The organism is Luteimonas marina, assembly GCF_007859325.1.
Lineage (GTDB): Bacteria > Pseudomonadota > Gammaproteobacteria > Xanthomonadales > Xanthomonadaceae > Luteimonas > Luteimonas marina.
Genome location: NZ_VOHK01000001.1, coordinates 440240 through 461515 on the forward strand (window position 1 = coordinate 440240; position 21276 = coordinate 461515).

Annotated in this window: 15 protein-coding genes and 1 tRNA gene; 10 read left to right on the forward strand and 6 right to left on the reverse strand. The window is 69.8% G+C overall.

What is annotated here, in order from left to right; all coding sequences use genetic code 11:
• Positions 1 to 111: 111 nt before the first annotated feature.
• Positions 112 to 1392, forward strand: coding sequence for a serine--tRNA ligase (serS, locus tag FQY83_RS02095; RefSeq protein ID WP_146384568.1), 1281 nt, complete (start codon positions 112 to 114; stop codon positions 1390 to 1392).
• Positions 1393 to 1593: 201 nt separating this feature from the next.
• Here serS and FQY83_RS02100 read toward each other — a convergent pair whose 3' ends face one another.
• A complete protein-coding gene (locus FQY83_RS02100) occupies positions 1594 to 2172 on the reverse strand; it encodes an FMN-dependent NADH-azoreductase (RefSeq protein ID WP_146384570.1) in 579 nt (192 codons plus the stop codon).
• A 111-nt stretch (positions 2173 to 2283) separates the two neighbouring features.
• Here FQY83_RS02100 and FQY83_RS02105 point away from each other — a divergent pair, with 111 nt between their 5' ends.
• On the forward strand, positions 2284 to 3306 hold the full coding sequence (locus FQY83_RS02105) for a LysR family transcriptional regulator (RefSeq protein ID WP_146384572.1): 1023 nt from the start codon (positions 2284 to 2286) through the stop codon (positions 3304 to 3306).
• Positions 3307 to 3418: 112 nt separating this feature from the next.
• Positions 3419 to 3508: transfer RNA gene (locus FQY83_RS02110), tRNA-Ser, on the forward strand.
• A gap of 11 nt (positions 3509 to 3519) precedes the next feature.
• Here FQY83_RS02110 and FQY83_RS02115 read toward each other — a convergent pair.
• Positions 3520 to 3981: an AAC(3)-I family aminoglycoside N-acetyltransferase gene (locus FQY83_RS02115; RefSeq protein ID WP_146384574.1), complete on the reverse strand. Its 462-nt coding sequence runs from the start codon at positions 3979 to 3981 to the stop codon at positions 3520 to 3522.
• A gap of 181 nt (positions 3982 to 4162) precedes the next feature.
• On the opposite strand from FQY83_RS02115, the gene FQY83_RS02120 reads away from it, so the two are divergent.
• Positions 4163 to 4807: a response regulator gene (locus tag FQY83_RS02120; protein ID WP_146384576.1), complete on the forward strand. Its 645-nt coding sequence runs from the start codon at positions 4163 to 4165 to the stop codon at positions 4805 to 4807.
• Between the two features lie 108 nt (positions 4808 to 4915).
• On the opposite strand, the gene FQY83_RS02125 is transcribed toward FQY83_RS02120, so the two are convergent.
• Positions 4916 to 7915 (reverse strand): Rne/Rng family ribonuclease, encoded by a 3000-nt coding sequence (locus FQY83_RS02125; RefSeq protein WP_146385316.1) that lies wholly within the window; start codon positions 7913 to 7915, stop codon positions 4916 to 4918.
• A 441-nt stretch (positions 7916 to 8356) separates the two neighbouring features.
• Between FQY83_RS02125 and FQY83_RS02130 the strand changes: the two genes are divergently transcribed.
• Complete coding sequence (locus tag FQY83_RS02130) at positions 8357 to 9331, forward strand: RluA family pseudouridine synthase (protein ID WP_146384578.1); 975 nt, start codon at positions 8357 to 8359, stop codon at positions 9329 to 9331.
• A 150-nt stretch (positions 9332 to 9481) separates the two neighbouring features.
• Here the strand turns inward: FQY83_RS02130 and FQY83_RS02135 are convergent, their stop codons facing one another.
• Positions 9482 to 9823 carry a 4a-hydroxytetrahydrobiopterin dehydratase gene (locus tag FQY83_RS02135; protein ID WP_146384580.1) on the reverse strand — a complete coding sequence of 114 codons (342 nt, stop codon included), beginning with the start codon at positions 9821 to 9823 and terminating at the stop codon, positions 9482 to 9484.
• A 129-nt stretch (positions 9824 to 9952) separates the two neighbouring features.
• On the opposite strand from FQY83_RS02135, the gene FQY83_RS02140 reads away from it, so the two are divergent.
• Both FQY83_RS02140 and FQY83_RS02145 read left to right on the forward strand, forming a co-directional pair.
• Complete coding sequence (locus FQY83_RS02140) at positions 9953 to 10546, forward strand: NfuA family Fe-S biogenesis protein (protein WP_146384582.1); 594 nt, start codon at positions 9953 to 9955, stop codon at positions 10544 to 10546.
• 15 nt (positions 10547 to 10561) lie between these two features.
• A complete protein-coding gene (locus FQY83_RS02145; protein ID WP_146384584.1) occupies positions 10562 to 12229 on the forward strand; it encodes a hypothetical protein in 1668 nt (555 codons plus the stop codon).
• Between the two features lie 173 nt (positions 12230 to 12402).
• Here FQY83_RS02145 and FQY83_RS02150 read toward each other — a convergent pair whose 3' ends face one another.
• Positions 12403 to 12843 (reverse strand): c-type cytochrome, encoded by a 441-nt coding sequence (locus FQY83_RS02150; protein WP_146384586.1) that lies wholly within the window; start codon positions 12841 to 12843, stop codon positions 12403 to 12405.
• Positions 12840 to 13244 (reverse strand): c-type cytochrome, encoded by a 405-nt coding sequence (locus tag FQY83_RS02155; RefSeq protein ID WP_146384588.1) that lies wholly within the window; start codon positions 13242 to 13244, stop codon positions 12840 to 12842. The genes FQY83_RS02150 and FQY83_RS02155 overlap by 4 nt, the downstream gene beginning before the upstream one ends.
• Before the next feature lie 312 nt (positions 13245 to 13556).
• Between FQY83_RS02155 and FQY83_RS02160 the strand changes: the two genes are divergently transcribed.
• The 3 genes from FQY83_RS02160 to FQY83_RS02170 are packed head-to-tail and all read left to right on the forward strand — an operon-like array spanning position 13557 to position 21250.
• The gene (locus FQY83_RS02160) at positions 13557 to 14687 is read left to right on the forward strand and encodes an efflux RND transporter periplasmic adaptor subunit (RefSeq protein ID WP_146384590.1); all 1131 of its coding nucleotides are present in this window, start codon (positions 13557 to 13559) and stop codon (positions 14685 to 14687) included.
• Complete coding sequence (locus FQY83_RS02165) at positions 14687 to 18166, forward strand: efflux RND transporter permease subunit (RefSeq protein ID WP_146384592.1); 3480 nt, start codon at positions 14687 to 14689, stop codon at positions 18164 to 18166. The genes FQY83_RS02160 and FQY83_RS02165 overlap by 1 nt, the downstream gene beginning before the upstream one ends.
• 3 nt (positions 18167 to 18169) lie before the next feature.
• Positions 18170 to 21250, forward strand: a complete 3081-nt coding sequence (locus FQY83_RS02170) for an efflux RND transporter permease subunit (protein ID WP_146384594.1) — start codon at positions 18170 to 18172, stop codon at positions 21248 to 21250.
• Positions 21251 to 21276 lie beyond the last annotated feature (26 nt).

Sequence of the window (21276 nt, forward strand, 5' to 3'; positions counted from 1 at the left end):
CGGCGATGGCGTGGGGATGTCCGCGGATTCTGGCACAGGCGCGCTGCGCGGCCGGCAGCGCAGGGACATCTCGGCGATAATCCCGCGTTCCCTCCACGCATTTCCCCCGCCATGCTCGATCCGATCCTGCTTCGCCAGCACCTTGCCGACACGGCCGCGCGCCTACACGAAACGCGCGGCTTCGAGCTGCCGGTCGAACGGCTGCAGGCGCTGGAAGCCGAGCGCAAGCAGATCCAGGTGCGCACGCAGGAACTGCAGAACCTGCGCAATACCCGCAGCAAGGCGATCGGCCAGGCCAAGGCGAAGGGCGAGGACGTGGCGCCGCTGCTGGCCGAAGTGGCCGGACTCGGCGACGAACTCAAGGCCAGCGAGGCGCGGCTCGACGCGATCCGCGGCGAACTCGACGCGATCGCGCTCGGCGTGCCCAACCTGCCCGACGCCTCGGTGCCGCCCGGCGCGGACGAAACGCAGAACGTCGAGCAGCGCCGCTGGGGCACGCCGCGCGCCTTCGATTTCGAGGTCAGGGATCATGTCGAACTCGGCGCCCGCCACGGCTGGCTCGACGGCGACGCCGCCGCCAAGCTCTCGGGCGCGCGCTTCACCGTGCTGCGCGGGCAACTGGCGCGCCTGCACCGCGCGCTGGCGCAGTTCATGCTCGACCTGCACTCGGGCGAGCACGGTTACGAGGAGACCAACGTCCCGGTCATCGTCAACGCCGACAGCCTGTTCGGCACCGGGCAGTTGCCGAAGTTCGAGGAAGACATGTTCGCCACCCAGTTGGGCGAGCATCGGCGCTACCTGATCTCGACCTCGGAGATCGCGCTGACCAACCTTGTCCGCGACGAGATCGTCGAGGCCGAGCGCCTGCCGCTGCGCATGACCGCGCACTCGCTGTGCTTCCGCTCCGAGGCCGGCAGCGGCGGCCGCGACGTGCGCGGCATGATCCGCCAGCACCAGTTCGAGAAGGTGGAGCTGGTGGCGATCGCGCGCCCGGACGAAAGCGACGACGAGCACGAGCGCATGACCCGCTGCGCGGAAGTGGTGCTGGAAACCCTGGGCCTGCCGTATCGCCGCATGCTGCTGTGCTCGGGCGACATGGGATTCTCTGCGCGCAAGACCTACGACCTCGAGGTCTGGCTGCCGTCGCAGCAGACGTATCGCGAGATCTCGTCCTGCTCCAACTGCGGCGACTTCCAGGCGCGGCGCATGCAGGCGCGCTGGCGCAATCCCGAGTCGGGCAAGCCCGAGCCGGTGCATACCCTCAACGGCTCGGGTGTGGCCGTCGGCCGCGCGCTGATCGCGGTGATGGAGAACTGCCAGCAGGCGGACGGCTCGATCACCGTGCCGGAAGCCTTGCGTCCGTACATGGGTGGCATCGAGCGCATCGCCTGAAGTCGGCTTCAGGCGTCGGCCGCAGAGCAGGTTGCCGTCATCCCCGCGAAAGCGGGGATCCATTTTGACCTTGACGCAAAAGACGCTGGATCCCCGCTTTCGCGGGGATGACTGCGTTTTTCTTCGTCTACTGGAAGGCGGTTGTCGAGATCACCGGCCCTGACGGGGAACATCCATTCCTCGCGCACGCGCGATCCCGCGTCACGCCGCCCGCGCCAGCGGCGCCGGGATCGACGCCAGCGCGTTAGCGACCGCCGCCTCGCGATGCTCCGGCGACAGGCCCACGCCGTCGGCGCGCACCGTTTCGATGTCGGTGACGCCGAGGAATCCGAACACCTGCCGGAGGTACGGCTCGACGAAGTCGCTGGGCTGTCCCTGGTGCGGACCGCCCGCGGCCAGGGCCAGGATCACGCGCTTGCCGCCCGCCAGCCCCTGCGGGCCGGACTCGGTGTAGCGGAACGTGCGTCCGCGCACGGCGATGCGGTCGATCCACGCCTTCAGCGACGACGGGATGCCGAAGTTGTACATCGGCGCACCGATCACCACGACGTCGGCGTCGAGGAACTGCTGCAGCACCGCCTCGCCGCGGGCGGCGTCCAGTTCGTCGCTTCCGGCCAGGGTGGCGCCGGACAGATGGGGCAGGGGATCGCTGGCGAGGTCGCGGGACTGGACTTCCAGCCCACGCACCTGTGCCTGCCAACGTGCGACGATGGCCGCGGTGAGTTCCCGGGAGACCGACTGGTCGCCGAGGACGCTGGAATCGAGATGCAGCAGTTTCATGGCATGTCTCCGTTTCGACCGGCAGGCGCCGGATGGGAGACACTGTAGATTGTTGCGTTTATGATATAAACATGATCAAATGTCACGCATTGTTCTATTTTGGAGGTTAAGGTGCAGGACCTCAACGATCTCTACTACTTCGCCATGGTCGTCGACCACGGCGGCTTCGCGGCCGCCGAGCGCGCGCTGGGCATCCCCAAGTCGCGCCTGAGCCGCCGCATCAGCCAGCTCGAGAACGACCTCGGCGTGCGCCTGCTACAGCGCTCCACGCGCCGCTTCGCGGTCACCGACGTCGGCCAGAGCGTGCATCGCCACGCGCTGTCGATGCTGGCCGAGGCCACCGCCGCGCGCGAGGTCGTCGACCGGCTGAGCGCGGAGCCGCGCGGCCTGGTCAAGGCCAGCGTGCCGGTCGGCATCGCGCAGCAGCTGATGCCCAAGCTGCTGCCGGACTTCCTCGCGCGCTATCCGGAAGTGCGGGTGCAGCTGCACGTCAGCAACCGTCGCGTGGACGTGATCAACGAGGGCTTCGACGTGGCAATCCGCGTGCGTTCGAAGCTCGACGACGACGGCAGCCTGGTGATGCGCAGCTTCGGCCAGATACAGGAACTGCTGGTCGCCAGCCCGAAGTACCTCGACCGCGCCGGCCGTCCGAAGACGCCCGAAGAGCTCGAAGGCCACACCACCATGAGCATGGGCGAGGACGAGGTGCGCCAGCGCTGGGAACTGCAGGGTCGCGAAGGCGAGGTGCGCCGGGTCGAGCTGAAGCCGCGCGTGGCCGGCTTCGATTTCCCGATGCTGATGGAGCTGGCCAAGCAGGGCCTGGGCGTCACCATGCTCCCGGAAACGCTGTGCGCCGACGCGGTGCGCAGGGGCGAACTGGAAGTGGTGCTGCCCGACTGGCGCCTGCCGCAGGGCATCGCCCACGCGGTGTTCGCCTCGCGTCGCGGACTGCTGCCCGCGGTGCGCGTGTTCATCGATTTCCTGGCAGAACGACTGCCGCCGCTGATCGAGGAATCCAGTCTCAACTGCCGGCACTGCGGCAAGGACGAGGCCGCGAAAGCGGGCATCGCGTCGGCCGTCGCGGCCACGCGGCAGAAGCCGGCGAAGACGCCGGCGCATGCGACAATGCGCTAGCGTCAGCGGTTTGCAGGAGCGGCTTCAGCCGCGACCTTGCACCAGGCTCCGTCGAACGCCGTGTCGCGGCTGAAGCCGCTCCTGCGGGATGTGCTCGGGGCGACTTGAAATCGGAGAGATGGCCGAGCGGTTTAAGGCACCGGTCTTGAAAACCGGCGAAGGGTCAAACCTTCCGTGGGTTCGAATCCCACTCTCTCCGCCAGGTTCCCAGCCTCACTTCACCGCGATATCGAAGTGGTACACGTCCTCGCGTACGCCGAGTTTCGTGTACAGCGCCACCGCGGGCGCGTCGGGCGGATCGGCCTGCACGTAGATCACCCACGCGCCGCGTTCGCGCGCAATCGCGCGCAGTTCCTCGATCAGCGCGGTCGCGATGCCCCTGCGGCGATGCGCCGCGTCGACGGCAAGATCGTAGATGTAGACCTCGCTGCGCGCCTGTTCGAACTTCGGCAGGTCGTAGGCGGCAAGTCCGCCGACCACGTCGTCGCCCGCGATCGCGGCGATGGCGATGAAGTGGTCGCCTGCCAGCAGTTTGCACAGGTAGGTATCGTCGGGCTGCGCATCGGTGTAGGTCCCGATGTCGTCGAATGCCTTGCCCATCATCGCCAGCATGGCGCGGAACCGTGCCAGGTCGCCAGCCGCCAGGCGCCGGATCTCGAGGTCCTCGCGCGTCATCCACGTCTCCTTGCAAGTTCGGTGCGGCCAGTGTCCACGCCTTGCGCCGCGCGCGCCATCCGCGATGCAGGTCCCGGATACGCGCCATGCCCTGCGACGTCGCCCTGCATTCGCTTGCGCCTGCACGCCGCATGGCGCTAGCCTCGGGACCGGGGATCAACCGCACGGGGGGAAGGCAAGGATGACGATCCGGGTGTTCATGGTCGACGACCATGCGCTGGTGCGCGCAGGGATGCGCATGATTCTTTCGGGTGAAACCGACATCGAGGTGGTGGGCGAAGCCGACAGCGGCGAAGCCGCGCTGCCCCTGATCCGCAAGCTGCAGCCGGACGTGGTGCTGTGCGACCTGCACCTGCCCGGCGTCAGCGGGCTGGAAGTGACCGAACGCGTGGTCAAGGGCGGACACGCGAAGGTGATCGTGGTGTCGGTGCTCGAGGACGGGCCGATGCCGCGCAAGCTGATCGAGGCGGGCGCAGCGGGCTACGTGGGCAAGGGCGGCGATTCCAGCGAACTGCTGCGGGCGGTGCGCGACGTCGCGCGCGGCAAGCGCTACCTCGCCAGCAGCATCGCGCAGAAGCTGGCGCTGTCAGGGATCGGAGGCGAGGGCACGCCGTTCGACGAGCTGTCGCCGCGCGAGCTGGAGATCGCGATGCTGCTGGTGCAGGGCCTGCGCCAGGAGGAGATCGCCAAGCGCCTCAGCCTCAGCGCCAAGACCGTGAACACGCACAAGTCGCGGCTGTTCGCCAAGCTGCAGATCGAGGACAACATCGCGCTGGCGCGGCTGGCCAGCCAGTACGGGCTGATCGATCCGTCGCAGGTGCTGTAGCCGTCTTGCGGCGGGTCGCGCCTGAAGGCGCGGCTGGATCGGCGATCTGAACTTGTCCAGTGATCCGGCGCCAGGTGGCGCCGGATCCCGGGTTTCGCCGGCCTTCGCTCAGGCGCTGCGGGTGGCCGCGCCGTCGTCGCCGGAATCTTCGGCTTCGCTGTTGGCGCTGTCGACGGCTTCCGCGGCTTCTTCGGCCGGCGAGGCTTCGGGCGCCGCGGCCGCCACCGGCGGAAGTTCGTGGCGGTCGAACAGGCCCGGCGCGACGTCCAACTGCAGCGACTGCGGCGCCGCTTCTTCAGGCGGGGCGAGGGTGGCGGCTTCCGCGGCCGGGGCTTCGGTTTGCGCGATCGCGGCCTGCGCGGTGTCTTCCTCGACGGCAACGGGCTCGACGGCATCCGGCTGGGCTGTCGCAGCCGTCTCGATGGCGTCCGGCTGGACCGTCGGCATCACCTCGGCGGTCGGTGTGGGCGATTCGACGGCCGCAGCGGGCATCGCGGGAACGGGCTCGATCACCGCGGCCGACGGTTCCGCGACTTCCGCGGCTGCAGCGACTGCAGGTTCGACGGGCGCCGGCGCATCGGCCTGCGGCATCGCCGCGATGGGCTCGGCTTGAGGCATGGGTGCGGCCTGCGTCGCGGCAACCGGTTCTGCGGAGGCCTGCGGAGCCGGTGAGGCCGCGGTCGCGTCGGTCGCATGGCCGGCGGGTTCGTCGAACTCGAATTCCGGCTGGGTGCGCTGCGCGAACGAGGGGGCAGGCGACTGGGCATCGCCTTCGTCGTCGTCGGCGGCGTCGTTGTCCAGGTCGTCGGTGATCGCGTCGGCGGCGAGGCCGGCGGCTTCGCCCGCGCCACGGCGACGGCGACGGCCGCCACGGCGTCCGCGGCGACGGCGTCCGCCGGCCGCGCCGTCGTCAGCGGCGGCCGTTTCGGTGGGCGCGGCGTCGCCGGAGGTTTCCGTCGCGACCTGCGCCGCGGCGGTGGCATCCGTCACCGTGGTTTCCGGCGCGGGTGCGGTCGGGCGCGCGGCCTCGATCGCGACGGCTGCACTGGCCGTCGTTTCGACCTCGGTCGCGGCGACGTTCGCCTTCGCCGCGGGCTCGACGGGTTCGGTCGCCTTCGGGGCCTGGGGCTTCTGCGCCGCCTGCTTCGGCGGCTGCGCCTGCTTTTTCTGCTGCGGCTGCGCCGCCTGCTGCTTGCCCTGCTGGCCGCGCGGCTGCTGGCCCTGGCGCGGCTCCTTCTGCGACTGCGCCGACGGCTGCGCACTGCCATCGCGGCGCGACGGCTTGCCATTGCGCTGGTCGCGGCGCGACGCATTGCGGTCGCTGCGCGTGCCGCGGTCGCCGCGCTGGGGCTCGCGCGCGCTGCGCGGTGCGGGGGCGGGCGCGGCGGCAGGCTCGCTGCCGAGGATCCGCTTGAACCAGCCGAACAGGCCACCGGTCGCGGCGACGGGCGCCGCCACCGGCGCGGGCGCGGCGACCGGCTGCGCGACGGGCTCGGGCGCCGGTTCGCGCACCGGCGCCGGCTGCGCCGGGCGCACGTTGGTCACCGCCGGCGCGGGGATGTTGAGGTTGTCCTTGCTCAGCTTGATGGTCGCGACCTTGCGCGGCGTGCCGCGCTGGTAGCTGGGGCGGCTGCTTTCTTCGCCCAGCTCGTTCTCGCGCAGGCGCGTGACCTCGTAGTGCGGCGTGTGCAGTTGCTCGTCGGCGACGATGACGATCGGCGCCTCGTGGCGCTTCTCGATCTCGGCCAGCGCGCCGCGCTTCTCGTTGAGCAGGTAGTTGGCGATCTCCACCGGCGCCTGCACCAGCACCTGGCCGGTGTTGTCCTTCATCGCGTGCTCCTCGGCGACGCGGATGATCGACAGCGACAGCGATTCGACGCTGCGCATGCGGCCGTGGCCCTCGCAGCGCGGGCAGACGATCTGGCTGGATTCGCCCAGGGACGCACGCAGGCGCTGGCGCGACATCTCCAGCAGCCCGAACTTGGAGATCCGGCCCAGCTGCACCCGCGCGCGGTCGTACTTGAGCGCGTTCTGCAGCTTGCCCTCGACCTCGCGCTGGTGCTTGCCCGAGTCCATGTCGATGAAGTCGATCACCACCAGGCCGCCGAGGTCGCGCAGGCGCATCTGGCGCGCGACTTCCTCGGCCGCCTCCAGGTTGGTGTTGAACGCGGTCTCCTCGATGTCGCTGCCCTTGGTGGCGCGCGCGGAGTTGACGTCGATCGCGGTCAGCGCCTCGGTCTGGTCGATCACCAGCGCGCCGCCCGAGGGCAGGCGCACGGTGCGCTCGTAGGCGCTCTCGATCTGCGACTCGATCTGGTAGCGGTTGAACAGCGGCACGTCGTCGGTGTAGTGCTTGAGCTTGCGCAGGTTGTGCGGCATCACCTGCTCGACGAAGTCGCGCGCCTCGGCGTACATCTCCGGGGTGTCAACCAGGATCTCGCCGATGTCGGCGCGCATGTAGTCGCGCAGGGCGCGGGTGATCAGGCGCGATTCCTGGTAGATCAGGAACGGCGAGGGCTTGCTCAGCGCGGCCTCGGCGATCGCCTTCCAGATGCTCAGCAGGTAGTCGAGGTCCCACTGCAGCTCTTCGGCGTCGCGGCCGACGCCGGCGGTGCGGATGATCACGCCCATGTCGTCGGGGATCGCCAGCGCGTCCATCGCCTTCTTCAGCTCGGCGCGGTCGTCGCCCTCGATCCGGCGCGAGACGCCGCCGGCGGTGGGCGAGTTGGGCATCAGCACCATGTAGCGGCCGGCCAGCGAGATGAACGTGGTCAGGGCAGCGCCCTTGTTGCCGCGCTCTTCCTTGTCGACCTGGACCACGACCTCCTGGCCTTCGCGCAGGAGTTCCTTGATGTTGCCGGAACGGTGGTCGGCGCCGGCCTGGAAGTAGTCGCGGGAGATTTCCTTCAGCGGCAAGAAGCCGTGGCGCTCGGCGCCGTATTCGACGAAGGCCGCTTCGAGCGACGGTTCGAGCCGGGTGATGCGGCCCTTGTAGATGTTGGACTTCTTCTGTTCGCGGGACGGCTGTTCGATGTCGATGTCGTACAGGGACTGGCCGTCGACGATCGCGACGCGCAGCTCTTCGGCCTGCGTCGCGTTGATGAGCATTCGCTTCATGTTTGCGTTCCTCGCGCTTCTCGCTGCACCCGCGTCCTTCTCGGGCGGGGGCAGGCGCGCGGAACGCCGGGGCGTTTCGCCTGGAGCTTCGGTTGGCCGCCAGCCGCGCAAGCGCAGCGGCGATCCCGGGTTTCCAGCGCTACGACACCACGGCGGACCGCGGGAGCGCTTGTTTCAAAAAGTGTTGCAGGGCCGGCGGCGCTTCGGGCTGGCCTTTCGGGCCGGCTCTCGCGCCGCGCGGGGCATGTTCCGCACCGGTGCCTTGGCATCGGGCGATGTCCGGGACTGCCTTCCAGCCGCTAACATGGCCGCCCCGAGGGCGGTGGCCGCGTACTGGCCGGGTCTCGCGGAAGGCGGGCTTTCGGCCCGTGAATCTTCCAGCGAAATCAGCACCTTATCTCGCCCGCCGAGTGTAACAGATAAAGCCCGACAATGAACGACACCCGGTCCCAGCCCGCCCCGACCGGCGGCGTCCGCATCGTCCAGGTGGACGCCGAGCGCGCCGGCCAGCGGCTCGACAACTTCCTGCTGGGCCAGCTCAAGGGCGCGCCGAAGTCGCTGGTCTACAAGATCGTGCGCAGCGGCCAGGTGCGGGTGAACGGCGGCCGGGCGAAGGCCGAAACCCGGCTGGAGGTGGGCGACCAGGTGCGGATCCCGCCGGTCCGTCTCGGCGAACAGGGAGACAGGGGCGCGCCCGCCAAGGGGCTGCTGGAGGCGATGGCGGCCAGCATCGTGTTCGAGGACGCGCGCCTGCTGGCGATCAGCAAGCCCTCCGGGATCGCCAGCCACGGTGGCAGCGGGATCAGCTTCGGCGTGATCGAGACCCTGCGCGCCCTGCGTCCGGGCGAACCGCTGGAGCTGGTGCACCGGCTGGACCGCGACACCTCGGGGCTGATGGTGGTGGCGAAGAAGCGGTCGGCGCTGCGTGAGCTGCAGGCGTTGATGCGCGAGGACCCCGCGGTGAAGGGCGAGACCATCAACAAGCGCTACCTCGCGCTGCTGGCCGGGCGGATGCCCGACGGGGTGATGAGCGTCGACGCGCCGCTGCACGTCGGCCTGCGCCAGGGCGGCGAGCGGCACGTGCAGGTCAACGATGCCGGCAAGCCGTCGCTGAGCCATTTCCGCGTGCTCGAACGCCGGGGCGGGCATTCCTACTGCGAGGTGCGGATCGAGACCGGCCGCACCCACCAGATCCGCGTGCACGCGCAGCACATCGGCCATCCGGTGGTGGGCGACGACAAGTACGGCGACGCCGCGGTCAACCGGCGCCTGCGCGAACAGGTCGGGCTGAAGCGGCTGTTCCTGCACGCGGCGTCGCTGGAGTTCGCGCTCGACGGCGGCCGGGTGCCGTATGTGCTCAATGCGCCGCTGGCGCCGGAGCTGGTCGAGGTGCTGGATCGGCTTTGACTGGCTGCGGGACCGACAGTCGCGATTCTGCAACTGCCAGGAGCGCTTATCGACTGTCATTCCGAGCGCAGCGGGGAATCTGCTTCCCGCGAACGGATGCCAGATTCCTCGCTGCGCTCGGAATGACAGTTTGTTGCAGGGCCGGCGCCTTCAGCCGGCCAGCGCGTCGGCCTTGGCGGCGCAGATGAAGTCGTTCTCGCTCAGGCCGCCGACGTCGTGGGTGGAGAAGCGCACCGCGCAGCGGTCGTAGTGCACGCCGAGGTCGGGGTGGTGGTCCTCGCGGTGGGCGATGAAGGCCAGCGCGTTCACGAAGGCCATGGTGCGGTAGTAGTCGTCGAAGCGGAAGGTCTTGGTCAGCGCGCGGCCGTTCTCGGCGAGTTCCCAGCCCGGCACCTCCGGCAGCAGCTCGCGGATGCGGGCTTCGCCCAGCCGGTGTTCGCCGCCGCGGCGCGGGATGCAGTGGGCCTGGACGAGGGGGACGAGGTCCGACATGGCGGGATCTCCTAGGGTGTATGGCGGCGCCGCGGATGAACGGATCGTGTGCGGGGGCGCCGGCCGCGGCGGGGTGGGAGGGCAAGGCGCGGGGCTGGGCCTAGAATACGTCGAAAGACGGACAGGGCCATGATCCAGATCTCCGACAACGCGCAGGCACATTTCCGCAAACTGATCGAGCGCGAGGCGCTGCCCGGGCTGGGCGTGCGCCTGGCCGCGGTGCATCCGGGCACGGCCAAGGCCGACGTGCGGCTGGAGTTCGCCGAGCCGGGCGACCTGCACGGCGACGAGTGGGCGATCGACTGCGAGGGCTTCACGCTGTGGCTCGACGCCGACAGCGCGCCGTTCCTCGACGGCGCGCAGATCGACTACGAATCGCGCGCCACCGGCGGCCAGCTGCAGATCCGCGCGCCGCGGATCAAGGGCGATGCGCCGCCGGAGTCGGCGTCGCTGGTCGAGCGCGTGCGCTGGCTGATCGAGCACGAGGTCAACCCGCAGCTCGCCCAGCACCGCGGCCACGTGTCGCTGCAGGAAGTGACCGCCGAGGGCGTGGTGGTGCTGCGTTTCGGCGGCGGCTGCCACGGCTGCGGCATGGTCGATGTCACGCTCAAGCAGGGCATCGAGCGCAGCCTGATGGACAAGGTGCCGGGCGTGACCGCGGTGCGCGATGCGACCGACCACGACACCGGCACTGCGCCCTACATGCCGCGCAACGCGGACTGACGGAACGCGTCGCGGGTGTTTTCGTCCAGTGAACTGATCGAAGCGCTCCAGCGGCGGCTGCGCAAGGGGCGCTCGATCCGTCCGCCGCGGCCCGCGGGCGAGTTCCCGCCGGGCTGGAACGAATGGTTTTCGGTCGCCAGGGGGAAGGCGCGCAGCGTCGCCTTTGCGTTCGAAGGCCTGGTGGCGGTGTTCCTTGCGCGCGAGCCGGTCTATTCGAAGGGCTACAAACGGCTGAACCGTTGGCAGGCGTTCGTGCGGCTGTGGCGCCAGGACTGGCGCGAGCGCCCGGTGCCGGACCGGCGCACGCGCAGGGTCTCGCTGGTGGTGTCGGTCCTGCTGCACCTGCTGTGGCTGCAGCTGATGATCCTGTTCATGGTCGCGCGCTACCCGGGCGATGCCGACGAGGACGAGCGCCTGGGCGAGAACATCACCCAGGTCGAATTCATCGGCGAGGGCACGCCGCAGGACGACGGTGGCGGCGCGCAGCAGGCCGAGCAGCCGGTCCCGGAACTGGCGGCCAGCCCGGCGCCGGCGGCTGCCGCGGCCGCGGCCAGCGCGCCGGAGGCGTCGCCGCCACCGCCGCCGCCTTCCGTGGCCGAGGTCGAGACTCCGCCGGACGAGGTGCCGCCGCCGGTCGCGGAGCAGCCGCTCGTGGTCACCGAGACGACGGAGCCGGAGACGAGCTTCGTCCTGGAGCCGCCGCGCATCGACGTACCGCCGACCCCGGCGCTGCCGACGCCGGAACTGCGCACGCCGACGCCGGAGGTGCGCATGGTCGAGGTGCCGGCGGTGACGCCGCCGCCGCAGATCCGGCCGCTGCCGCAGCGCGAGATCAACGTGCCCGACGTGCAGCAGCCGGAGATCGAGATCGTCGAACGCAACGTCCCCGCGCCTGCGCCGGAAATCGCGATGCGCGTGCCGCGCGCGGCGCCGGCGGCGCCCGAATTGCGCCGCGACGCGCCCACCGTCGCGCAGCGCGACATCCAACTGCGCGATCCCGGCCCCGCGGCGGCGGGCGCGTCGGAGCGTTCGTCCGACAGCAATGCGCAGGGCGCGCCCGATGCCAGCGGCCGGTCGCCGTCGACCACCGCCACGGCCGGCGGCACCCGCGCGAGCGGCGAGGGCGCCAGTGCCTCGGCGACGACGGCTGGCGCCGGCCCCGCGTCGAATCCGGCGCCCGGCGCGCTGCCGTCGCCGCGGCGCGGCGACGACTGGGGCGATTCGGACCGCAACGTGCCGGGCGGCCAGGCCGGCAGCCCCTCGGGCCTGTTCAACGCCGACGGCAGCCCGCGCCTGGCCGGCAACGACGGCCGCGTCGGCGGCGGCCTGCCGCCGGGCACGATCACCGAGGACTACGAAAAGATCGACCGCATGGGCACCTGGCTCAAGCGCCCGCCGATCGGCTACGAGCCGACCGCCTTCGACCGCTTCTGGGTGCCGCACGAGACGCTGCTGGAGGAATGGGTCCGGCGCAGCATCAAGGAAGTGCTGATCCCGATCCCCGGCACCGGCAAGCGCATCAAGTGCACGGTCGCGATGCTGATGCTGGGTGGCGCCTGCGGCATCAGCGACCCGAACATGCTCGACGTCGAGGCCGAGGCGCGCAAGCCGCCGGAGGTGCCGTTCAAGCGCGAACTGCAGGAAGACCAGCAGAGCCTGCAGTCGCCGCCGGCGACGCCGTAGGGACTTCCGGAAATCCCGGATTGTCATTTCGACCGCAGGGAGAAATCCCGTCTCCGCCACAGGGAAAAGGAAGATTTCTCCCTGCGGTCGAAATGACAGGGCTTTTACTTGGGAAGAAGAACAAAAAAAGCCCGCACGAAGCGGGCTTTTTCCATCCTGCGTTCCGGCTAAGCTCAATGCGCGCCGTGCAGGTCCCGCAGCTGCGAAGGCCGGGACGCGAAGTAGGCGGCCACGTCGGCGATCTGCTGGTCGGTCAGGTTGACCGCCTGCTGCGACATCAGCGCGTGCTCGCGGGTGCCGTTGCGGTACTGCTGGATCGAGTGCGCGAGGTAGTCGCGGTACTGGCCGCCGAGCTTGGGATAGCTCTCGTCCAGCGGCACGTTGCCGTCGGCGCCGTGGCAGTCGATGCACGACTGGCCGGTGGCCTGGCCCTTGGCGTTGGCCAGCGCCTCGCCCTCGGCGATGCGGCCTTCCGGCAGTCCGGCGGAGGACGAGGCCTGGGCGTCGCCGCTGTCTTCGGCGTGGTCGCCGCCACCGCAGGCGGCCAGTGCGAGCGCGAACAGCAGCGGGGCGGCCAGCCGGCCGAGGCGGAGGGTCACGGTGGCGCGGCTCATGGCTTCAGCTCCGACAGGAAGGCGGCGATGTCGGCGATGTCCTGGTCGGAAAAGCTCTGCGCCTGCGCCTGCATCGTCGGGTGCCGGCGGGTGCCCTTCTTGTACTCGGCCAGGGCATTGGTGAGGTAGACCGCCGACTGGCCGCCGATCCGCGGCACGTGGTAGGTCGGGTAGATGTTGCGGTAGCCGACGATGCCGTGGCAGCCCTGGCAGGTGTAGGTCAGCTGGCGGCCACTGTCGGCGTTGCCGGTCAGCTGGGCCGGGGCGGCGGGAGCGGCCGGGGCGGCTTCAGCTTCGGGTGCTGGCGGCGGTGTGTCCTGGGCCGGGGCGCTGCGCGGCAGCGTGGCCAGTGCCAGCCATGCAAGGGCAAGGCCGGCGGCGATCGTCAACGGTCGCGTCATGGAATGTTTCCGCAATCCTGGTGGCTGGTTGGCTTGAGGTATCGGAATCGGCGACGACATCCGTCGGCGCGCAATCGGCGCAGTATAGCTTGCGCTCCACGGACTGTTAACGGATCGGCGCCGGGCGACGCCCTCGACCCTGCCCGCGCAGGGGTCCGGAGCGCGATGCGATGCAACCGGATCGGTCACGTCCGCATCTCTCCACGCGTCCATGACACGAAACCGCCGGGAGTCACCATGACCTTCGGCGGATGCTGTTCCCAGGGCAGGTGATATACCTTGCTACAACACCATAGGGGCTCCGCCGAATCCATGTACACGAACCGTGTTTTTCCGGGCCTGCGCCCGATTCTGGCCATCGCGATGCTGTCGACGGCGCTGCTGCTGGCGGGCTGCAAGGGTGGGGGGGACGCGCAGGCCAAGGCCGCGGAGGACAAGGGGCCGGACGCGATCGCGGTGGAGGTCGAGAAGGTGGCGCGGCGCGCGATCGCGGCCAGCTACGGCAACACCGCGACCCTGGAGCCGCGCGCCGAATCGCAGGTGGTCGCCAAGACCTCGGGCGTGGCGCTGGAGGTGCTGGTGGAGGAAGGCCAGCAGGTCCGCGCCGGGCAGGTGCTGGTGCGCCTGGACGCCGACCGCGCGCGGCTGCAGGCCGCGCAGAGTTCCGCGCAGCTGCGCAAGCTCGAAGCCAACTACGAGCGCGCCAAGCAGCTCGAGGCGCAGCAGATGGTCAGCGCCAACGACCTCGACCAGCTGCGCTACGACCTGGAGAACGCGCGCGCCGTGAACCGGCTTGCCAATCTCGAACTGTCCTACACCAACGTGGTCGCGCCGATCTCGGGCGTGATCGCCTCGCGCGACATCAAGCCGGGCAACTTCGTGCAGATCAACTCGCCGATCTTCCGCATCGTCGACAGCAGCCGGCTCGAGGCCACGCTCAACGTGCCCGAGCGCGAGATCGCCAAGCTCAAGCCCGGGCAGGCGGTGGAGCTGACCGCCGACGCGCTGCCGGGCAAGCGCTTCACCGGCACGGTCGACCGCGTGTCGCCGGTGGTCGATACCGGCACCGGCACGTTCCGCGTGGTCACCGCGTTCGCCGGCGACGGCGAACTGCAGCCGGGCATGTTCGGCCGCCTGGCGATCAACTACGACCAGCGCGCCGACGCCCTGGTGGTGCCGCGCAACGCCCTGCTCGAAGACGGCGGCGAGCCGGCGGTGTACGCGGTCCGCGACGGCAAGGCGGCGCGGATCAACGTCACGCTGGGGTATTCCGACGGTGGCTGGGTCGAGGTGCGCGAGGGCCTGGCGTCGGGCGATGCCGTGGTCATCGCGGGCAAGGCCGCGCTGCGCGACGGCAGCGCCGTGCAGGTGCTGGGCGAGGACAAGGCGGCCACGGCGAAGGCCGACGCGACGGATGGCGCGGCGACGCAGGCGGGCAACTGATGGGCCCGCACGATCCGCCGCCGGGCACGGGCGGCTTCGACCTGATCGAGTTCGCCACCCGGCGCCGCGTCACCATCGCGATGATGACGCTGACCCTGGTGCTGTTCGGCCTGATCTCGCTGTCGGCGCTGAAGGTCGAGCTGCTGCCGGACCTGAGCTATCCCACGCTGACCGTGCGCACCGACTACGAGGGCGCCGCGCCGACGGAAGTCGAGACGTTGATCTCGCAGCCGGCGGAAGAAGCGCTGGGCGTGGTCAAGGGCCTGCGCAAGCTCAAGTCGATCTCGCGCACCGGGCAGAGTGACGTGGTGCTGGAGTTCGCCTGGGGCACGGACATGGAGCAGGCCGGCCTCGACGTGCGCGACAAGATGGAAACGCTGCAGCTGCCGCTGGAGGCCAAGCCGCCGGTGCTGCTGCGCTTCAATCCGTCGACGCAGCCGATCATGCGCCTGGCGCTGTCCTCGAAGCAGGAAGGCGGCAGCGAGGCCGACGCGATCCGCCGGCTGATGGAGATCCGCCGCTACGCCGACGACGACCTCAAGCGCAAGCTCGAACCGGTCCTGGGCGTGGCCGCGGTGAAGGTCGGCGGCGGCCTCGAGGACGAGATCCAGGTCGACATCGACCAGCGCAAGCTGGCGCAGCTCGGCCTGTCGCTGGACAACGTGATCCAGCGCCTGCAGCAGGAGAACGTCAACCTTTCCGGCGGTCGCCTGGAGGAAGGCTCGCAGCGCTACCTGGTGCGCACGGTCAACCAGTTCGCCACGGTTGAGCAGATGCGCGAGATGCTGCTGACCACCGCCGGCGGCTCCGCCGCGACCTCGTCCACCGGCGAGAACCGGCAGCTGATGACCGCGATCCTCGGCAGCCGCGATCCCAACGTGATCGCGGCCCTGCGCGGCGACGGCGGCAGCGGCGGCGGCAGTTCGCCGTTGCGGCTCAGGGACGTGGCCGAGGTGCGCCAGGGCTACAAGGAACGCGAGGCGGTGATCCGCAGCGCCGGCCACGAGGCGGTCGAACTGGCGATCTACAAGGAAGGCGACGCCAATACCGTCGCCACCGCCGACGCGCTGGAGGCGCGGCTGAAGCTGATCCGCGAGCAGTTGCCGCGCGACATCGAGATGAGCGTGGTCGAGGACCAGTCGGTCTTCATCCGCCACGCCATCCGCGACGTCAAGGTCGACGCCGTGATCGGCGGCCTGCTGTCGGTGCTGATCATCTTCCTGTTCCTGCGCGACGGCTGGAGCACCTTCGTCATCTCGCTGTCGCTGCCGATCTCGATCATCACCACCTTCTTCTTCATGGGCCAGCTCGGCCTGAGCCTGAACCTGATGTCGCTCGGCGGCCTGGCGCTGGCGACCGGCCTGGTGGTGGACGACTCGATCGTGGTGCTCGAATCGATCGCCAAGGCGCGCGAGCGCGGCGTGGGCATCCTCGAAGCGGCGATCGCCGGCACCCGCGAGGTGTTCATGGCGGTGGTCGCCTCGACCCTGACCACGATCGCGGTGTTCCTGCCGCTGGTGTTCGTCGAGGGCATCGCCGGACAGCTGTTCCGCGACCAGGCGCTGACGGTGGCGATCGCGATCGCGGTGTCGCTGGTGGTGTCGATGACGCTGATCCCGATGCTCAGCGCGCTCAAGGGCCGGCCGCCGCTGGCCTTCCCCGAGGAAGAGCCGCATCCGCAGTGGCGCCCGGACAGCCGCTGGAAGAAGCCCGTGGCGGCGACCGGACGCGGCCTCGGCGCGGGCATCCGCGGTGCGTTCTTCGGTGCCGCCTGGCTGGTCGTGCGCCTGTGGCGCGGACTGGTCGCGATCGTCGGTCCGGTGATGCGCAAGGCCAGCGATCTGGCGATGGCGCCCTACAACCGCGCCGAGGCCGGCTACCTGCGGATGCTGCCGGCGGCGCTGGCGCGGCCGTGGCCGGTACTCGGCGGCGCGACGCTGGCCTTCGCGCTGACCCTGGCCGCGCTGCCGTTCCTCGGCATCGACCTGATCCCGCAGCTGGCGCAGGACCGCTTCGAGATGACCGCCAAGCTGCCGCCGGGCACGCCGCTGGCGCAGACCGACGCGCTGATCCGCGAAGTGCAGCGCAAGCACGCGGACGAGGACGGCGTGCGCTTGCTGTACGGCGTCTCCGGCACCGGCACCCGGCTCGACGCCAGCCCGACCGAGAGCGGCGAGAACATCGGCAAGCTGTCGGTGGTGATGACCGACACCTCGCACGAGCAGCGCCTGACCGACACCCTGCGCGAAACCCTGCAGGCGTATCCCTCGGCGCAGGTCGACTTTGCGCGCCCGGAACTGTTCTCGCTGTCGCCGCCGCTGGAGATCGAGATCGAGGGCAACGACTTGGAGGCGATCCGCGTCGCCGGCATCAAGCTCGCCGGCATGCTGCGTGCGAACGCGCACTACGCCGACGTGAAGTCGACGGTGGAGCAGGGCTTCCCCGAGATCCAGGTCGTGTTCGACCAGGACCGCGCCGCGGCGCTGGGCCTGACCACGCGCCAGATCGCCGACGCCGTGGTCAACAAGGTGCGCGGCAGCGTGGCCACGCGCTACAGCTTCCGCGACCGCAAGATCGACGTGCTGGTGCGCGTGCAGGAATCCGAGCGCTCCTCGGTCGACGACATCCGCCGCCTGATCGTCAACCCGACCGGCGGCGCGCCGGTGGAGCTGGCCTCGGTGGCGGACGTGGTCTCGACCACCGGGCCGAGCGAGATCCACCGCGCCGATCAGCGCCGCGTGGCGATCGTCTCGGCCAACCTGCGCGACGTCGACCTCGGCACCGCGATCGCCGAGGTGCAGAAGATGGTGGCCGACAACCCGCTGGGCACCGACATCGACGTGCGCATGGGCGGCCAGGGCGAGGAGCTGGACCAGTCGATCCGCTCGCTGCTGTTCGCCTTCGCCCTGGCGGTGTTCCTGGTTTATCTGGTGATGGCCTCGCAGTTCGAGTCGCTGCTGCATCCCTTCGTCATCCTGTTCACCATCCCGCTGGCCCTGGTCGGCGCGGTCGCGGCGCTGATGCTGACGCGCTCGCCGATCTCGGTGGTGGTGTTCATCGGCCTGATCCTGCTGGTCGGCCTGGTGGTGAAGAACGCGATCATCCTGATCGACAAGGTCAACCAGCTGCGCGAGGAGGGCGTGCCCAGGCGCGAGGCGCTGGTCGAGGGCGCGCGCTCGCGCCTGCGCCCGATCATGATGACCACGCTGTGCGCGGTGTTCGGCTTCCTGCCGCTGGCGCTGGCCTTCGGCGAGGGCGCCGAGGTGCGTTCGCCGATGGCGATCACGGTGATCGGCGGCCTGCTGGTCTCGACCCTGCTGACCCTGCTGGTGATCCCGGTCGTGTACGACCTGCTCGACCGCAAGCCGGACGAGTTCTACGCCGAACGCGGCCGTCGCGCGCGCAACACCGCCGCCCAGGTGGCGCAGGTGCTGGCGCACGAACAGGACGCACTGGGCGGCGCGGTCGCGAAGGACTGACGGATGAACATCACCGAGCTGTCCATCCGCCGGCCCGTCACCACGATCATGCTGTTCGTGTCGATGGTGGCGATCGGCCTGATCGCCTCGTTCCGGCTGCCGCTGGAGGCCGAGCCGGAGGCCACGATCCCGTTCTTCTTCGTCTCGCTGCCGTACCCGGGCTCCACGCCGGAAGAGGTGGAGCGCAATATCGTGCGGCCGGTGGAGGAAGCGCTGGCGACGATGTCCGGCATCAAGTCGATGAACTCGCGCGCCAATGCCGAGGGCGGCATGATCCAGGTCGAATTCGGCGACTGGAATCGCGACATCGCCATCGCCGCGTCGGAGGCGCGCGAGCGCATCGACGCGGTCCGCGACGAGCTGCCGGACGACTTCCGCCGCTACTACGTGCAGCGCTGGAGCACCAGCGACCGCGAGGCGATGAGCCTGCGGCTGAGCAGCGCCGAGGACCTGACCGCGCGCGCGGACCTGATCGAGCGCAGCATCAAGCAGCGACTGGAGCGCCTGCCGGGCGTGGCGCGCGTGGAGGTGGAAGGCGTCGCCGCGCAGGAGGTGCTGATCGCGCTCGACCGCAACCGCCTCAGCGCCCACGGCGTGGCCCTGAACGAACTGGTGCAGCGGCTGCAGGCGGCGAACTTCTCGGTGTCGGCCGGCCAGATCACCGAGGCCGGCCAGCGCCTGCGCGTGCAGCCTCGCGGCGAACTGCAGGAACTGCAGGCGCTGCGCGAGATGCGCGTGGACAACCGCGGCACGCGCCTGTCCGACATCGCCGACGTCGGCCTGCAGCCGCAGCGCATGAGCTACGTGCGGCAGATGGAGGGCAAGCCCAGCGTCGGCGTGGACATCTACAAGGAACGCGCGGCCAATCTCGTCGACCTCTCGCGCGCGGTCCGCGCCGAGCTCCAGGTGCTGGAAGCCGATCCGTCCATGCGCGGCATCGACATCGAGATCAGCGACGACCAGGGCGAGGCGGTGACCGGCTCGCTGCTGGCGCTGGCCGAGGCCGGCGCGATCGGCCTGCTGCTGTCGGTGATCGTGCTCTACGCCTTCCTGCGCCACTGGCCGTCGACGCTGATGGTGACCGCGGCGATCCCGATCTGCTTCATCATGACGCTCGGCTTCATGTACTTCACCGGCATCTCGCTCAACATCATCTCGATGATGGGCCTGCTGCTGGCGGTGGGCATGCTGGTGGACAACGCCGTGGTGGTGGTCGAAAGCATCTACCAGGAGCGCGAGAAGTACCCGGACAAGCCGACCCTGGCCTCGATCATCGGCACCCGCCACGTCGCGATCGCGCTGTCGGCCGGCACCCTGTGCCACTGCGTGGTGTTCCTGCCGATGATGTTCGGCGAGAAGAACATCATCACCATCTATCTGGCGCAGCTGGCGGTGACGATCTCGGTGTCGCTGCTGGCCTCGTGGCTGGTCGCGGTGAGCCTGATCCCGATGCTGTCGGCGCGGATGAAGACGCCGCCGGCGCTGAAGTCGCCGTTCATCACCCGGCTGCAGCAGCGCTACGCGCGCCTGCTGCGCTGGACCCTGGAGCACCGCGGCTGGGCGATCGCCGGCATCCTGGCGATCTCGCTGGTCAGCCTCATCCCGATGAAGTACACCCAGGGCGGCGGCGACGACGGCGATCCCAGCCAGATCAACGTCTTCTACCAGTGGAAGGGCGCGTACTCCAAGGAGGAGATGGGCCGGGAAGTGGCGAAGGTGGAGGCGTTCGTCAACGCCAACCGCGAGCAGTTCCGGATCGATCGCGTCTACAGCCGCTACAGCGAGCAGGGCTGGGCGTCGACGCGCCTGTTCCTCAAGGTGAAGGACCGCGAGCAGAGCAAGCTGATCGAGGAGGAACTGCGCAAGGGCCTGCCGCAGTCGGCGCGCGCGAAGATCGGCATCGGCTGGCCCGGCGGCATGGGCAGCGACGGAGAGGGCATCCGCTTCAGCCTGGTCGGCGATTCCACGCAGACGCTGCAGGAAATCGCCGACGACATCGTGCCGATGCTGGGCCGCGATCCGAAGCTGCGCGACGTGCGCGTGGACACCGGCGACGCCAACTCCGAGCTGTCGGTGCAGGTGGACCGCGAGCGCGCGGCCGCCTACGGCTTCAGCGCGCAGCAGGTGGCGCAGTTCGTCGGCATGGCGCTGCGCGGCTCGTCGCTGCGCGACTTCCACAGCGGCGACCGGGAAATCCCGGTCAACGTGCGCTTCGCCGGCTCGGAGCGCTACAGCGCCGAGGACCTGGCCTCGTTCATGGTGCGCGCGCCCAACGGCACCGAGGTGCCGCTGCTGGCGATGGTGGACGTGAACGTCAACCCGGCCTCGACCGCGATCCAGCGCATGAACCGCCAGACCATGCTGCGCATCGAGGCCGGCATCGCCAAGGACGTGCCGGTGGACGAGGCGCGCAAGGCCATCGAAACCACGCTCGACGGCGTGGAGTTCCCGCCGGGCTATGGCTACACCTTCTCCGGGCTGAGCTTCAACATCAACTTCGACGGCATGGACCAGATGGTCAGGAGCATCATGATCGCCCTGGTGCTGATGCTGGTGATCATGGCCGCGGTGTTCGAATCGCTGCTGTTCCCGACCGCGATCATGTCCTGCGTGCTGTTCTCGATCTTCGGCGTGTACTGGCTGTTCTGGATCACCGGTACCGAGATGAACATCATGGCGGTCATCGGCATCCTGGTGCTGATGGGCGTGGTGGTGAACAACGGCATCGTGATGATCGAACACATCAACAACCTGCGCCGGCGCGGGATGCCGCGCACGGAGGCGCTGGTCGAAGGCAGCCGCGAACGCCTGCGGCCGATCCTGATGACGATGGGCACGGCGATCCTGGCGATGGTCCCGATCGCGCTCAACACCGACACCCCGCAGGGCATGCCGCCCTACCACCCGATGGCGCGCGCCATCGCCGGCGGGCTCGCGTTCTCGACCGTGGTCAGCCTGCTGTTCCTGCCGACGATCTACGCCCTGCTAGACGACCTGCGCACCGGCACGGCGCGGCTGGTGCGGCGTGCGCGCGGGCGCGGGACCGCGCCTTCGGCGCCGGCACTGGTGCCCGGCGCCGACTGACAGGCCGTTTCAACACCGGGCCGCTT

Excerpts from the sequence above, each read along its gene's own strand:
- FQY83_RS02130 (WP_146384578.1), top strand. The coding sequence starts at position 8,357 with ATGAACGACACCCGGTCCCAGCCCGCCCCGACCGGCGGCGTCCGCATC.
- FQY83_RS02170 (WP_146384594.1), top strand. The coding sequence starts at position 18,170 with ATGAACATCACCGAGCTGTCCATCCGCCGGCCCGTCACCACGATCATG.
- serS (WP_146384568.1), top strand. The coding sequence starts at position 112 with ATGCTCGATCCGATCCTGCTTCGCCAGCACCTTGCCGACACGGCCGCG.
- FQY83_RS02115 (WP_146384574.1), bottom strand. The coding sequence starts at position 3,981 with ATGACGCGCGAGGACCTCGAGATCCGGCGCCTGGCGGCTGGCGACCTG.
- FQY83_RS02140 (WP_146384582.1), top strand. The coding sequence starts at position 9,953 with ATGATCCAGATCTCCGACAACGCGCAGGCACATTTCCGCAAACTGATC.
- FQY83_RS02150 (WP_146384586.1), bottom strand. The coding sequence starts at position 12,843 with ATGAGCCGCGCCACCGTGACCCTCCGCCTCGGCCGGCTGGCCGCCCCG.
- FQY83_RS02125 (WP_146385316.1), bottom strand. The coding sequence starts at position 7,915 with ATGCTCATCAACGCGACGCAGGCCGAAGAGCTGCGCGTCGCGATCGTC.
- FQY83_RS02155 (WP_146384588.1), bottom strand. The coding sequence starts at position 13,244 with ATGACGCGACCGTTGACGATCGCCGCCGGCCTTGCCCTTGCATGGCTG.
- FQY83_RS02120 (WP_146384576.1), top strand. The coding sequence starts at position 4,163 with ATGACGATCCGGGTGTTCATGGTCGACGACCATGCGCTGGTGCGCGCA.
- FQY83_RS02165 (WP_146384592.1), top strand. The coding sequence starts at position 14,687 with ATGGGCCCGCACGATCCGCCGCCGGGCACGGGCGGCTTCGACCTGATC.
- FQY83_RS02100 (WP_146384570.1), bottom strand. The coding sequence starts at position 2,172 with ATGAAACTGCTGCATCTCGATTCCAGCGTCCTCGGCGACCAGTCGGTC.
- FQY83_RS02160 (WP_146384590.1), top strand. The coding sequence starts at position 13,557 with ATGTACACGAACCGTGTTTTTCCGGGCCTGCGCCCGATTCTGGCCATC.
- FQY83_RS02135 (WP_146384580.1), bottom strand. The coding sequence starts at position 9,823 with ATGTCGGACCTCGTCCCCCTCGTCCAGGCCCACTGCATCCCGCGCCGC.